Here is a 15,140-nt window from a genome sequence, read left to right on the forward strand (position 1 = left end):
GCAAGCCTCTCCTCACACTCGCCGCCCGGCACAGGTTTCTCCGCATTGGAAAGGCCTGTGCCGCGCTCCTTCTTCCCGCCGGCAAGCCGGATTATCTGTAAACATCTTTTGTTCCAAATTTGCATTTTCCCCATTTTTATCGTATCTTTGCATTGGCAAGGGAAGCGCGAGGGCGTTTCCCTTTTTTTGATTACCAATCCACCTACAGCCCCCCAACCCCCTAAAGGGTGCTTTTTCGGGCCGAAAGGCTTTGCAAAACGGCCTTTTTCGCCTTCTCGCTCGGCCCGAATGAGCTTCTGACTGTGGCCCTTTTGCAATGTCGTTTGGGCTTAGTGAGAAAATCGATGTGGCTAATTGGGCTGACAAGGCGGATATAGCCGGCGTGACAAATGGCTGTGGAAGAATCTCGTGTCAGGCTTTTTCGAAAGATTTAATAGTTCGTGCTATAGGGAGGCCTCCCCCGACCCCTCCGAAGGAGGGGAGTGCCTCGCGGGGCAAAGGCTGCTTAAGCCGCCTAAGTTAGGGGGGTGGGGGGTTGAACAAGGGGCACTGTCGGGTTGTTAGAGTAGCACTTTATGCCTGCCCGATACAAAGCGTCTACAACACCGTTGCGGCCCGGCTTATTTTCTTGATGCGCTCCATGATGGACGGAACTTTACGGGACCTCGTGCATATTTCGGCAAGATTTCGAGTTTGGCCCATATAGGAGCTGCGCACGCTTATGGTTTTCGGCACACCCGTGAAAAGCAGACTATTCATCTCCGCATATCAAAAAAACAAGGGGCAATATCAAAATTAAGGGGTGAGATTATCGGGTAATTCCGTAAATTTGTGCGCAAAACACTCACAGACTAAAAACCTGAAGCACAAATGAAACGAAAACTATTACTCACAGCCTTGCTGGCAGGCACTGTCGGCATGGGGAGTTATGCCCAGAGGGCGATGGACAAACTCGACCGCGGACTCGTGGCCGTGAACACGGGGAAAGGTATTTTTTGCAGTTGGCGTATCCTCGGGGAGGAATACTACGACGTGACCTACAACATCTATCGCGACGGTACCAAAATCAACAGCTCGCCACTGCGGGTGTCAAACTTCACCGACGCTGCAGGCACGGCCGGCAGCAGCTATGCTGTGGAGGCCGTGGTGAGGGGCAAGGCGGAGAAAAAAAGCAAGGCGGTGAAGCCTTGGGCACACAACTACATGGAGATAGAACCGGAGAAAGTGTATGCCAACAAGGGTGGGGCAGACATCACGTCGCACTACGAGCCCAACGATGTGAGTGTGGCCGACCTTGATGGTGACGGAGAGGTGGAACTGCTGCTCAAGCGGCGCAATATCGCCGATGCCAACGCCCTTTATCCCATCACAAGCACCGACTTCGACATACTGGAAGCCTACAAGCTCAACGGCAAGAGGCTGTGGTGGATAGACTGCGGGCCCAACATGGTGAGCGGAACGAGTGTGGAGGTGAATATCGTGGCCTACGACTGGGACGGTGACGGCCGGGCCGAGGTGGTGTTGCGGGGGGCCGACGGTATGGTACTACACATGGCCGACGGAACAACCCAAACCATCGGCAACCCGGCGGTGAACACCCGCAACACCATTTCGCACACGCCCAACATGACCTACACCAACTCGGGGGCCGAATATCTGCTCTATCTCAACGGCGAGACGGGCAAGCCCTACCAAGTGATGGACTATCCGCTCTCCCGCGGAAAGGCTACCGACTGGGGCGACGCCTATGGTCACCGCTCCAGCAAATACTTCTTCGGTGCTCCGTTCCTCGATGGCAGGAAACCCAGCATCTTTCTTGCGCGCGGTATCTACACCAAACACAAGATGGCGGCTTTCGACGTAGATCCGGCCACGCATACGCTGACGACCCGATGGACATGGAACAGTCCGTCGTCGGGCATCTGGTTCGGACAGGGCTACCACAACTACGGCATCGCCGATGTAGACTGGGACGGTCGTGACGAGATCGTCTACGGCTCCATGGTGATCGATGACAACGGGCACGGACTCTCCTCCACGGGTCTCGGTCACGGAGATGCACAGCACTGCAGCGACTTCAACCCCTTCATACACGGGCAGGAAATCTATGCGTGCAACGAAGACTTGCCCAATAACAACTACCGGGATGCCACCACGAGCAAGATATACTACCGCTCGACGAGTCCCAATGATGACGGACGGGCCATGATGGCCAACTTCACCGACCGCTATCCCGGAGCGCAGGGCGTGTCGGCACACGACGACAACGTGATCAGTTCCGTGACCAACAAGCCGCTTGCCGACGGCACCAAGACCGGCATCGACCAGAGTTTCGCCATCTACTGGGACGGCGACTTGCTCCGGGAGACTTTCAACTACGAGGGGTTCAATGCCAAGGGCTACTACGAAACCGGAGCACCGCGCGTGGTGAAATATGGCAGTTGGACACCCATCGAGCGTTTCGAGGGCTGTCGCACCAACAACGGTACGAAGGGTTCGCCGGCCAGTCAGAGTGACATCATGGGCGACTGGCGCGAAGAACTCATCCTCCGCACCACCGATGGCAAACTGCGCATCTACACCACCACGGCTCTCACCGAATACCGCAACTACACGTTGTGGCACGACCACCAGTACCGCAATGCCATGGTATGGGAGATGTGCGGCTACAACCAGCCGCCGCACACGAGCTACTTCCTCGGTAAGGCCGAGGGCATCACGCAGGCTCCGCCTCCGCTCACCATGACGGGACGTACCGAGGTGGGCAATGGCGGCACCGTCAATGGGGCACTGGCCGACAAGCAGGTGCTCATGGCCGAGACGGCAGACATGACCGTGAGCGTGGAAGACGGGGCCGCACCTTACATCTTCTTCGACAATGCACCGACTTGGGTGCAGGGACACGATGACAACGACAACATCACAACGACCACCTACACGCACCGGCTGACGGGCGGAGCCTTTGCCGGAGCCATGCGCCTCGTGAAGCAGGGCGACGGCCGTCTGGTGCTGCCGAAAGTGACACAACGCTACACGGGCCCTACCGATGTGTGGGCCGGCACCCTCGACTTCGACGGTACGCTGAAAAACAGCCGGCTGTGGCTTAACCGTTTTGCCTCCCTTTGTTCGAACGGAGGCGTATTCAAGAAAGGCATCGAGATGGATTATGGAGCACGGCTCTGCCCGGGAAGTAAGGACAAGGCTGGCACCATCGCCACCGACTCGCTGATCATGAACTACGGGGCACGCATGGTGATCGACCTCTTCAGCAACGGAACCGCCGACCACGTGAAGGCCAAGACGCTCAAACTGGGGAAAAAGGTGTGGGAAAACGGACCTGCCTATAACACCCCCGTATTGGAGATTGTGCCCCACTATGCCACCGGAACGGAGAAAATACCGGCCGGCAAGTATGCCATTGCGGAGATAGAACGAATTGAGGGCGACCCGGCCGACATCGTGATTGAGGGATTCGGCACGCAGAAAGGCGAACTCTCCTATGCCGACGGCAAACTGTGGCTCACGGTGAGTGACACGCGCAGTCCGGCGGCCGTGACGTGGAAAGGTGCTGTGAACGGCAACTGGGATCTCGCATCGACCGAGAATTTCACATCCACAACAACGGGCGAAGACAACATCTTTGTCTCTGGCGATGCCGTGACGTTTGACGACAGTGCCGTGAAGACAGATATCAACCTTCCCGCCGACGTGTATCCGCGCAGCGTGAACTTTGAGAATGAGACAAAGCACTTCACGTTTAGCGGTGCGGCCATTGCCGGCAACACGAGTCTCGGCAAGAGCGGAGCGGGCAAGGTGAAGCTCAACAACACCAACACCTTCATCGGTCAGGTGGACATCAACGGTGGAACGCTCGAAGTGTCGGCATTGGCCGATGCCGATGGTGTGGAACGGGGAGCACTGGGAGGTAAGGACAATGCCATCCGGCTCAACGGTGGCGGTACGCTGTCCATTGCCAAGACCACAGGCATGAGCCACCCTATTGTGGCAAAAAGTGGTGCCATCAACGTGGCGGCCGGAGCCACCGCTGCCATGCACAAGGCTTCCATCACGGGTGCAGGCGACCTCATCAAGACGGGGGCAGGACAGCTTTCTCTCTACAGTGGCAACAAAATCAAGCGCTTCTACATCAATGCCGGCAAGGTGTTTGACGAGGCCGATGCCCACGCTGTGGGCGACACCGTCGTCTTCAACGGCACGACGGGCACACTGCTGTTCAGCAATAGCATCTACTCCTACAGCTCGGACAACACGCATTTTGTGGTTCCGGCAGGAAAGAGGGGCAGCATCTACCTTGACGGGCGGTGTGTCTATACCGGCAAACTCACGGGTGAGGGCACGCTGGATGTACACTCGCAGTTTGTCCGCAACACGCTGCAGGGTGACTGGAGTGCCTTTGCCGGTACGCTGAATGCCTACCAAGGCAGCAAGTCTTCATTCAACTTCTACCATGCCAAGGGCCTGCCCAATGCCGTGGTGAGCATCATGGCGGGTTGCACCTTCAAGAACACGGTGGAGGAAAAAGGCACGGCTGTCAGCAACATGAAGATAGGTGGCCTCAGCGGGGCAGGCGTGCTCGGCGGCACGGGCACCTACTTGGTGGGTATGAAAGATACTGCCACTCTGTTTAGCGGAACCATCGGCAACGGCATCAACCTCATCAAAACGGGCCCGGGGACGCTCACGCTGATGCAGCCGCAGACCGGGATGGGCACGCTGACGGTGGAAGGAGGCGAACTGGTGTTGCGTAACAACGGTACGACGACGATGACCGGGACGGCCGACATGACCGTGAGTGGAGGCCGACTGAGCGGCTACGGCTGTTGCGGCAACCCGAACGTGACGGTCATGGCCGGTGCAACGCTTGCTCCGGGCATCGCGGCCAAGCGCATCACCGACGGTACATTGGCCTTCAAGGGCAACCTTGACATGCAGCAAGGGTCGGTGGCTGAACTGAAGATCTACCGCAAAGAGAAATACGGCAGCATCAAGGTGGAGGGAACATTCGGGCTGAAAGGCACGGTCAAGGTGGTGCTCGATGAGGCCTACACACCGGCTGTCGGCGACGAGTTCACGCTCTGGACAGCCGGTGTGATGGCCGATGCCCCCACCGTGACGCTTCCCTCGCTGCCTGCCGGCATGGCTTGGGACAAGTCTGGACTCTCGGGAAGCAATGTCACTACGGGCGTGCTGAAAGTCGTGGCCGCCACTGCGGGCATCGAAAACCTTACCGATGACGAGCCGGTGGACTGCACGCTCAACACCGTCGACGGCAAGGGCATCGCCCGATTCACCACCGCCAAGGGGCGTGTGGAGGCTTATATCCACGGCATGGGTCTGCCCGCAGGGCACTATCTCGTGGTGATGAGCCACGGAAAGGCACGCACAGCCAAGAAAATCCAAATCAGATAAGAACATGAAGAAAACCATTCTATCCCTCCTTTTCGTGGCCGCGGCGGCTCTCTCCGCCCCGGCCCGGAATCCCCAGAAAGGTACCTACGGCTACCTCTACTGCCACATGAGCGGTGCCGGAGAGTGGACGGCTTTCGCCATCAGCCGTGACGGCCTGCACTTCCAAGACCTTTGGGAGGGCGGCCCCGTCTTCGACAACGCCCGGCATGCCCGCATTGAGGGTGGTACACGCGATGCCTATATCTGCCGCACGCACGATGCCAAAGGCTATCTCATGGTGACCACGGACATGCTCGTGGCCAAGTCGCGCAAATGGAACAACTATGGCATCGACCTGCTGCGGAGCAAGAATCTGCTCGACTGGCAGTCGGTGACGTTCGATTTCCGCAAAGGGCCTTCCATCTTCTGCGACCCCGAGTCGCCCGATCCCTACAAAGACTATTCCACCATCAGCCGCGTGTGGGCCCCGCAGATATTCTGGGATGATGCCTACACATGGCCCGACGGCCGGAAAGGTGGCTACCTCATCTACTACTCCATGCTCAACCGCCCGGAAGAGGGCTACGACCGGATGTATTATTCGTATGCCGACCGGTCGTTCACCCGGCTCACCAAGCCCCGTCTGCTTTTCGACTGGGGCTATGCCACCATTGATGCCGACATCAACTACAACGATGCCGACGGACTCTACCACATGCTCATCAAGAAGGAAGGGGGGCGGCCCGGCATCTATGCCACCACGGCTCCGGCCCTGAAAGGCCCGTGGAAAGAGCCGTCGGAGCAGGATCACATCAATTTTGAAGGCAAAAAACTGTGCGAGGGGGCCTCGGCCTTCCGGCCGATAGGCAGCGACGAGTGGCGGGTGGCCTACATCCAATACTCCGACAAGCCGCGCCACTACCGCATCTGCAAAGCCGACAAGTGGCTGCGCAACTTCTCCGAGCCGGTCGACATACAGGGCGTGGCCGCTCCGCAACACGGGTCGTTCATGCGACTGACGAAGAAAGAATACAAGAGACTGGAGAAACAGATAGGGAAGAAACGCTGAAACATGGAAGCCCCCGCCTGAACACATCCTTGAGGAAAGGTTCAGGCGGGGGCTTTTTCTTTTTCCGAAAAGGTGGAAAAGCGGAGGTTCTTCCACCTTATCTCACCACCACCTTGCGCGAATAGGTGCTGTTGACGGTCTTGACACTCAGGACATAAACCCCTGCGGGAAGCCGTTGGAGGTCGATGGTCTCCTCGTGTCCGGCAGAGACATTGCTCACCTGTTTCTCATACACCTGCACGCCGGCAGTGGTGTGGAGGGCGATGTCGGCATAAGTCTCGCTACTGTTGAAAAGCAACTGCCACACACGGCCTTGGGTGCGGAACGTGAGCGGTGTGCTCGTGTCTTTGATGCTGAAGAGTCCGGTGCCCGTATCGCGCAGTTTCAACACGGCCTTCAAGCCTTCATAGGCATCTATCTTGCCATATCCGGCGTGCCGGTCCCATTCGTTGCTCGTGGTAAACTGGTCTTTCTTGGAGGTGGTGCGGAACACCTCCATCAGCTGTTCGTAAGAGAGTTGGGGATAGGCCTGCAACCACAGGGCGATGATACCGGTCACGGCAGGAGACGCCATCGAGGTGCCTTCCTCCATGCCATAGAAGTATTCTTCACCGCCATAGGTGAGCTTTTGCGTCAGATACTTACCGTCATCATATTCATCGAAGCTGTCGTGCACATTGCCGTAGGCCGAACCGATCATGCTTCCCGGTGCCACAACGGCCGGCTTTGGAAAGCTGTTGTCCACCTGTGGCCCATAGCAGGAGAAGGAAGAAATATCGTTCAACGCACCGGAATCCTTGTTGGTAATTGTCTTGTTCTTATATGTCTTCCAACTGTCGGTCGTGTTGTATGACCCTACAGCCACCACTTTTTCCGATGAAGCGGCACCTTCGCCCACACAATAGAGATTGTCGCCTGTGGCAAATCGGGCATCCTTGATATTCTTCCACTCCGATGTTTGGGCATCCAGCCAACTATCCAATCGGGCTCCCTTGGGCGCAACGACACGGATACCGATGTGCATGTCGCGGGAATTGAAAATCTCATCGCCGTTTTCTTCATACTCCAGAATCTTATCAAAGTTGAATCCGAGTGTCAGATTATACTTTCCATTGCTTTCCACAGCATCACCCCAAGCATGGACAAGCGTGTCAGTGGTGTTTTTGTCGCCATACCAGAAAGCCTCGTTTCGGTAGTCGAACACCTTCTTGCGAGAGTTGTAGGCAAAGACATCCACCTTGACATCCTTGTCTGTACCGCCCTTTATCCAAATATCGGCATAGGTGGTCTCAGCCAACTGCCCTTCATCAATGAGCGCATAGAGCGTGTCCTTGTCGGAAGCGAACTCGTGCGAGAGGTGAATCTTGCGCTCTGCCTCGTTGCCGATGGCTGCGGCGATGAAGCCTCCATTGGAGACATAGCCCGACAGCGTGTGGTCGTAGGCGGTAGAACCGTCGTGCGGACCGCTCTGTGAACCAAAGCTCATGTTGACCACCCAAGGCATATTCTTCTGCGTGGCATATTCCTTTACCCGCTTCACATCTTCCAGAATTTCCGAATCATCGAAGGTCGAAGGAAAGAACATGAGCGTTGCCTTCGGTGCCATGCCATAGTCTTGCACGCCGGTCCACCTCGAGCCACCTGCAATGCCGGCCACATGGGTGGCATGGTTGGTGTCTTCGCCATCGTTGACCGCTTGCAGGATGTCGTCACTCGCCGTTGTCGGAGTCTTGTCTCCCTTCAGATGGTTCCAAAGATAGACTATGCGTGAAGAGCCGTCGGCCTTGCGGAAAGCAGGGTGGGTGTATTGGAATCCTTGGTCGATCACGCCGATGACCACCCCTGTACCGTCGTAGGGTGTGTCCAGTCCGGTGCCGCTTTGCGCCTTGTCCACTCCCGAGGCCACGCGGGAGTGTGGTTGAACCGTTTGAAACGGCGCGGCGCATCAATCTTGACCACCTCTTCCAGACGGGTCACTTCCCACACCCTGTTCATCGGCACATGGGCCGTAACGAGCGTAGAAGAGATGGCGGTGGACTCAATGCCCATGCTCCGAAGCGTGTTGTGGAGACGCTCACCGTCCGTGCACTGTATCATGGCATGCACCACTTGCTGTGTGGAGGTACTTTTCATCCTCGACGGCAACCTCATAGGCTGCTGCTGTTGGCGCATGAGTTGGTTCATGCGGCTGCCTATTTTTGCAGGTGCTTTGGGTACATACGAGTTCTGCGAATGGGCCGCAAGACTCGCCAAGAGGCAAAGTGATATTGCCACTAAAGTAGAAAATGCTTTCATGTCAATAAATGCAGTTAAGTTGTTAGTTTAAATAATAATGTTTAGGTTTTATCCAATTAGATTTAGAGAAAGCGGGCGTAAAGGTATGACTTTTTTACTTGTCGGCAAAATTTATCGCATTTTTTTTGTTTTTTCTATTCGAAAAGGCTTCGGATTCTTTAAAAACTGCAACTACAATGAGAGTGTATTTATTCTTATCCATCCTACACACTAAAAGCTGATTTGTATGGCATTGAGATGCTTGTAAAAATCGTGGAAGTACACCAGGTATTTTATCTTTTTATCGTATATTTGCATTTGTAAAGTCTGAAAATTGATGAAAAGATACATTTTCATATTTCTATTGATATTGGGCGGAGTCGCCGATCGGGCCGAAAATGCCCACCTGACTGCCCGTTTTAACGGCCTACTTAGTGGCGCGGTATCATTTGCACCTTTCACACCTTTTCTATAATACACTCACATCATGATAAGCCTACTGCTTGCAAGCCTTTTCACACTGATAGAACTCAACTGCGAAAACCTTTTTGACACCCGGCACGACTCGCTAAAAAATGACACGGAGTTTCTGCCCGAGGGCAGTCATCACTGGACGCGCACCCGATATTGGCATAAGCTGAACGACATCGGGCGGGAAATCATCGCTCTGGGGGACGATTCCGCTGGTTGGCGGCTGCCCGATGTGGTGGCGATGTGCGAGGTGGAAAACGACAGCGTGATGTACGACCTGACCAAACGGTCGCTGCTGCGCAAGGCCCGTTACGAATATCTGATGACCGACTCGCCCGACGAGCGGGGTATAGATGTGGCTCTGATGTACAATCCCGTGACATTCCGTCCTCTTTCCCATCATGCTATCCGCATTCCCCTGCTGCCGGACATGCGCCCCACGCGTGACATTCTCTACGTGGCGGGGCTCGCCGGCGAAGCCGACACGCTCCACCTTTTTGTCGTCCATGCCCCCAGCCGCATGGGGGGCGAACGGGCTTCGCGGCCTTTCCGTCTGCAAGTGGTCCGCCGGTTAATAGCCGCCATCGACTCTATCCGCCTGCTGCAACCTGACGCACAAATCATCCTTGCGGGCGACTTCAACGACTATGCTGACTCTCCCGCCCTCGACAGTCTCTATATCCACGACATGCACAACGTCTCGGCCACAGCCCGCGGAGCCAATGGGGCAAGGGGTACCTACCGTTTCCGGGGCGAGTGGGGCTCGCTCGACCAGATTATCTGTAGCCTTTCTGTAGCCGGAAAACTGGCAAACTGCCACATCGGCGACCTACCATTCCTGTTGGAAGAAGACGAGAAATACGGCGGTGTACATCCCCGTCGCACTTATCTCGGGCCCAAATACCAGCGTGGCTTTAGCGACCATCTGCCGCTCGTAGCCCGATTCAAGCTATAAGCAATATATGAGCCATAGTCATAAACCTGCCATGTTAATTCTAAATTAAAGACAAAAACGTTGTCTTGTCGATTTATTTTTGTACTTTTGCTACAAGCATAAGCATTTTAATAAAAAACAATTGGATCATGAAAAAGTTCTACCTGGCATTGGCATTGCTCTCCTTGCTTGCCCTGTCGATTGATGCACAAAATGAGAAAAGATTACTGAAGTTTAGCACTAATTCCGGAAACAGCCGAATATTCGAATACGACAAAGATGGCAAACTAAGCAAAATGCAGACCATTATACAAGACGTAATGGACAAAGAAAATCACGTAAGCACATTTACTTATACAGCCGACAAGATAGTCCAGAGCTTTTATGAAGGCAATCCTGCTAATACAGACACGCGTATCGCAATATTGGAGAATGGCATAGTGAAGTCGGAGGCTCTCACTTGTTCTTATGCTAAAGGTGGCTTACCCCCCTACACTTATCAATACACTTACACCTACAATAACCATAAACAACTGACAGAGATACTTGAAGTCCCTTCCATCTTTTACACCACCATCTACAAACTTACATGGGCCAACAGTGATTTAACACTCATCACATGCTACAGGGAAAACGAACCGATGGGAGAAATTCATTTGGACTATGACAAGACAATAGACAATCCTTATCTTGCTCTCGTGTTTAATCCGCTTACAATGATACTCAGCAAAGGGAGTGTAGAACCTATGGGACAACTCTTTGGCGGCTATTTTGGCACCGTATTCAAACATCCTGTAAAATCCATACATTACAAGGTATTAAAAAAAGATGAATTCCTTTGGTCTTCCGAAGATGATATGGAAATGACTTACACTAAAAATGCCGATGGAGACATAACCGAAGTAACAATAACAGGACAAGAAACGGAAATGGCGACTTTGGAATGGAGCAAAATTGCTACTGGCATCACTCCTCCCCGACAGACCAACAGCACGGCAAAGGCCTGCTACACCATCAGCGGTATGCGCCAAAAAGCACCTGCAAAAGGCCTGAACATCATCAAAGAGCCCGATGGTACGGTGAAGAAAGTCATCATCCGATAACTTCCCTCGGAGCGTCTCCGCATATCATATCATTTCCTTAAACGCAAGACGCTCTCTTTATCATCACCCAAGCACGCCCTTTTCACCCTTCAGGTCTATCACTTCCCCTCTCCCCTCGGAGAGAGGCCGGGGGTGAGGCTTTTTCCTCATCACCGTCAGTCCATCCCTCAAAGGCAGCATCACAATCTCCACGCGTGGGTCTTCCGCCACATAGTCATTGAATTTTCTGATGCCCAATGTCTGCCCGTCATGGTCGTAATTGGCATCCACCACATGTCCGTCCCACAGCGTGTTGTCGGCCAATATGAAACCACCGGGGCGCAACACGGACAAAGCCATCTCATAGGTCTCCACATAGGTGCGCTTGTCGCCGTCGATGAACACCATGTCGAATGTCACCCCGAGTTTCGGAGCCTCGGTAATGGCATCCCCGATGCGGAAATCTATCTTCCCTGCCACGGGCGAACCTTCTATCCACGGCCGCGTGAAATCCTCCATCTCGTCGTTGATTTCAAACGTGTAGAGCCGTCCGCCGTCGACGAGTCCTTCGGCCATGCAAATGGCACTGTAGCCCGAGAAGGTGCCCACCTCAAGAATGTTGCGCGGCCTGACCATCTCCACCAGCATTTTCAACAACCGTCCCTGCACATGACCGCTGGCCATGCGCCCGTGGATGGTGTGGATGTTGGTGGCACGATAGAGCCGGTAGAGGTAGTCGCCCTCACAGTCGGTGTGGGCGGCGATATATTCGTCAATGCTCATTGGGCGGCGATAATGGCTTCTATGGCAAGGCGGTAGGAGTCGAGACCGAACCCCGCAATCACGCCCATACATGCGCAACTGATCATGCTCTTGTGCCGGAACTCCTCACGCTTGTGTACGTTGGAGATATGCACCTCCACCACCGGAGCCTTCAACGAGCGTATGCAGTCTTGCAGGGCAATGCTCGTGTGGGTGTAGGCTCCGGCGTTGAGCACCACGCCGTCGGCCTCAAACCCCACCTCCTGCAACTTGTCGATGAGTTCTCCCTCCACATTGCTCTGATAATAGGCTATCTCCACATCGGGATAACGCTTCCGCAGTGTGTCAAGATAGCTCTCGAAAGAACTACTGCCGTAGATGCCCGGTTCGCGCACACCAAGCAGATTCAGGTTGGGCCCGTTGATGATTTGTATTTTCATATCGATATTTTTTCTTATCTTTGCATAAGATAGGCTTCTCTCAGCGATTTGAGAGCAAGTGCTAATCGCCCCGTTGGTGCAGTCGGCCAATGGATGGCAACGACAAAGTTAGAAATAAAAATGCAAACAGACAAGGATTTGGCTTCAAATATTGCGAAAGCCTATCTGCGCTACCTGAAGCTGGAGCGCAACTACTCCGAGAACACCGTGGAGGCCTACCGCCACGACTTGGGTTATCTTATGGCTTTTCTGAAAGAACGCGGGTTGGCTGCCGTCGATGCCGAACTGAGCGACATGGAGGAGTTTGCCGCCACCCTCCACGAGAAGAATGTGTCGGCGCGGTCGCAGTCGCGCATCCTCAGCGGGGTGCGCTCGTTCTACCGTTTCCTGCGGCTGGACGGCTACATGGAGACCGACCCCACCGAACTGCTCGGCTCGCCGCAGACGGGAGAGCACCTGCCGGAATATCTGTCTACCGAAGAGGTGGACTTGCTGGAAGGCTCCATCGACTTGAGCAAGTGGGAGGGGCAGCGCAACAAGGCCATCATCGAGGTGCTCTTCTCTTGCGGATTGCGCGTGTCGGAACTGGTGAACCTGAAATTCAGCGACCTCTTCCCCGAAGAGAAGTTTGTCCGCGTCATCGGCAAGGGCAACAAGGAGCGGCTTGTGCCCATCTCGTCGAGTGCCCTGCGACAGCTTGAACTATGGTATATGGACCGCAATCTGATGACCATCAAGCCCGGCGAGGAAGACTACGTGTTTCTCAACCGGCGCGGCCATCACCTCACGCGCACCATGATACTCATCATGATCAAGCGGCAGGCCGTGGCTGCGGGCATCAAGAAAACCATTTCGCCCCACACCCTGCGCCACTCCTTTGCCACGGCTCTACTCAAGGGCGGTGCCGACCTGCGGGCCATTCAGGCCATGCTCGGCCATGAGAGCATAGGCACCACCGAGGTCTACACCCACCTCGAAACCTCCGACTTGCGCCGCGAAATATTGGAGCACCATCCGCGCAACATGCGGCAATAGACCGTCCTGCAGCTCTTCAAGCATCCCCCCCTTTTTTAGTATTCCCCCCATTGAAAGTTTCCCGGAAAAGCCCTGCCACAAAGTTTGGGAGTGGGGAGGCGAACAAGGGGCCTGCTGCCGCATATAGTGCAAACTATTAAATCTTTTGAAAAAGCCTGACACGATATTCTTCCACAGCCATTTGTCACGCCGGCTATCTCCGCCTGATCAGTCCAATTAGCCTCATCAATTTTCTCGCTCGGCCCGAGCGGCATTGCAAAAGGGCCACAGTCTGGAAGTGAAGAAGCCCCTTTGATAACCCCGTCCGGGCCTCTCAGGGAGACCGTTTGGGCCGAATGGCCTGGCCGGCAGGGGACGGAAACGAAAACGGGGAACGCAGACCTGCGTTCCCCGTAGTGCAAAGATACGGCTTTTTCGGGCGTTTTCCAAATGTGTGCGGAAAGATGTTTACATCCGTCAGGCCGTGTGTGGGAAGCCTTCAGCTATGTCTCGGAAACTTCCGGTTGTGTCCCGGGAGCATCCGAAGACTTGGTGTGGGTGGCTATTTCACCACAAACTTCTTGCCGTCGCGGATGTAGACGCCCTTGGCCGGGGCCTTTTTCACCTGCATGCCGCTGAGAGTGTAGGTGGCATGGCGGGCGGTCTTGTCGGCCGGCTTCATGTTGCTGATGCCCGTGGAAGTGTTCAGATATTCTTCCACCTGCGCCTCGGTGGCACCCGGGAAGAAAGTGAGCACGAAGTCGTCGCACTGCAGCCAGCCCTTGGGCAGCCCTTGCGACTCCGCCGGCAGTCCGAAGCCTAACTCCATGCTGCTGCCTGTCGTGGCCGGATAGATGATGTTGATGCGCTTCATCTCGGCAAAGCACTCGCCGATTTTCCGGTAGCCCTTGCTGGCCGCTCCGTCGATGTCGTCTTCATCCATGATGTAAAGGTAACCGAACATGTTGCCCTTTCCCACGGCATCGATGTCGCCCCGCTGCACGTTGCGCGACACGTTGACACTGGCCGAGAGCACATACACGCCCGCGCCCTTGCCGGCCACGGTCTGGTAGATGCGGTTCACAGGCTCGATGCTGCCGGCTGTCTGGATGGCACGCACATACCATGCACCTTTGGTGTTGGCAGGCATACTCTTCTGGCTTTTGCCTGTCCATGGGGTGGCCCCTTCGGTCTGCCAGCCTTTGGCGTGGTTGCCTGTGGCGGCATCGTCGCCTTCAAACTCTTCGAACGAGGGATTCTGCAACTGCAAGGTGTCGGCCGTGAGTGTCTGAGCCTTGATGTTGGTTGACAATGCCAGCATGGCGGCACTGATGAGGAGAGTAGATTTTTTCATCATGTCAAATAGGTATTTAGTTAATAAATGAATTTAGATAAATCTGTTTTTAAGTGTTGAATCGGTTGCAAAATTAAAGAAATATTCCACCAGGCCAACCGTTTGATGGTTAAAGTGGGTTAAAAACGAGTGTAAAAACATCACCAAACTTTGATATTTGACAATCGACTTTGATTTTTGTCTTTTTTGACACTTCGTGTTGTCCTGTTTGTTTTTTTTAAGTACTTTTGTCCTCAATTCTACGGATATTCGTATCCGGACAATCTATGCTCAATAAAAACCTAATGCAAAAGCGGTCTTGACGAAAGGACCGCACAAAAGTGATGGAATG

Annotated in this window: 10 protein-coding genes; 5 read left to right on the top strand and 5 right to left on the bottom strand. The window is 54.6% G+C overall.

What is annotated here, in order from left to right:
• The first annotated feature begins 870 nt into the window (after window positions 1-870).
• Together HMPREF6485_RS03690 and HMPREF6485_RS03695 are read left to right on the top strand one after the other, a co-directional pair.
• Window positions 871-5,430 carry a rhamnogalacturonan lyase family protein gene (locus HMPREF6485_RS03690; protein ID WP_004344749.1) on the top strand — a complete coding sequence of 1,520 codons (4,560 nt, stop codon included), beginning with the start codon at window positions 871-873 and terminating at the stop codon, window positions 5,428-5,430.
• A 4-nt stretch (window positions 5,431-5,434) separates the two neighbouring features.
• Window positions 5,435-6,478: a glycoside hydrolase family 43 protein gene (locus HMPREF6485_RS03695; protein ID WP_004344750.1), complete on the top strand. Its 1,044-nt coding sequence runs from the start codon at window positions 5,435-5,437 to the stop codon at window positions 6,476-6,478.
• A gap of 97 nt (window positions 6,479-6,575) precedes the next feature.
• On the opposite strand, the gene HMPREF6485_RS03700 is transcribed toward HMPREF6485_RS03695, so the two are convergent.
• Together HMPREF6485_RS03700 and HMPREF6485_RS13935 are read right to left on the bottom strand one after the other, a co-directional pair.
• Window positions 6,576-8,372 (bottom strand): S8 family peptidase, encoded by a 1,797-nt coding sequence (locus HMPREF6485_RS03700; RefSeq protein ID WP_155814383.1) that lies wholly within the window; start codon window positions 8,370-8,372, stop codon window positions 6,576-6,578.
• A complete protein-coding gene (locus HMPREF6485_RS13935; RefSeq protein WP_155814384.1) occupies window positions 8,303-8,773 on the bottom strand; it encodes a hypothetical protein in 471 nt (156 codons plus the stop codon). The genes HMPREF6485_RS03700 and HMPREF6485_RS13935 overlap by 70 nt, the downstream gene beginning before the upstream one ends.
• Window positions 8,774-9,239: 466 nt before the next feature.
• Between HMPREF6485_RS13935 and HMPREF6485_RS03715 the strand changes: the two genes are divergently transcribed.
• On the top strand, window positions 9,240-10,178 hold the full coding sequence (locus HMPREF6485_RS03715) for an endonuclease/exonuclease/phosphatase family protein (protein ID WP_004344757.1): 939 nt from the start codon (window positions 9,240-9,242) through the stop codon (window positions 10,176-10,178).
• 128 nt (window positions 10,179-10,306) lie between these two features.
• Window positions 10,307-11,260, top strand: a complete 954-nt coding sequence (locus HMPREF6485_RS03720) for a DUF4595 domain-containing protein (protein WP_004344758.1) — start codon at window positions 10,307-10,309, stop codon at window positions 11,258-11,260.
• Between the two features lie 63 nt (window positions 11,261-11,323).
• Here HMPREF6485_RS03720 and HMPREF6485_RS03725 read toward each other — a convergent pair whose 3' ends face one another.
• Window positions 11,324-12,022 carry an O-methyltransferase gene (locus tag HMPREF6485_RS03725; protein WP_004344760.1) on the bottom strand — a complete coding sequence of 233 codons (699 nt, stop codon included), beginning with the start codon at window positions 12,020-12,022 and terminating at the stop codon, window positions 11,324-11,326.
• Window positions 12,019-12,441 (bottom strand): type II 3-dehydroquinate dehydratase, encoded by a 423-nt coding sequence (gene aroQ / locus HMPREF6485_RS03730; protein WP_004342928.1) that lies wholly within the window; start codon window positions 12,439-12,441, stop codon window positions 12,019-12,021. The genes HMPREF6485_RS03725 and aroQ overlap by 4 nt, the downstream gene beginning before the upstream one ends.
• Before the next feature lie 120 nt (window positions 12,442-12,561).
• Here aroQ and xerA point away from each other — a divergent pair, with 120 nt between their 5' ends.
• The gene (gene xerA, locus HMPREF6485_RS03735) at window positions 12,562-13,476 is read left to right on the top strand and encodes a site-specific tyrosine recombinase/integron integrase (protein WP_004342929.1); all 915 of its coding nucleotides are present in this window, start codon (window positions 12,562-12,564) and stop codon (window positions 13,474-13,476) included.
• A 541-nt stretch (window positions 13,477-14,017) separates the two neighbouring features.
• Here xerA and HMPREF6485_RS03740 read toward each other — a convergent pair.
• Window positions 14,018-14,812, bottom strand: a complete 795-nt coding sequence (locus HMPREF6485_RS03740; protein WP_004344762.1) for a hypothetical protein — start codon at window positions 14,810-14,812, stop codon at window positions 14,018-14,020.
• Window positions 14,813-15,140 lie beyond the last annotated feature (328 nt).

Origin of the sequence: Segatella buccae ATCC 33574, from assembly GCF_000184945.1 — a bacterium.
GTDB lineage: Bacteria > Bacteroidota > Bacteroidia > Bacteroidales > Bacteroidaceae > Prevotella > Prevotella buccae.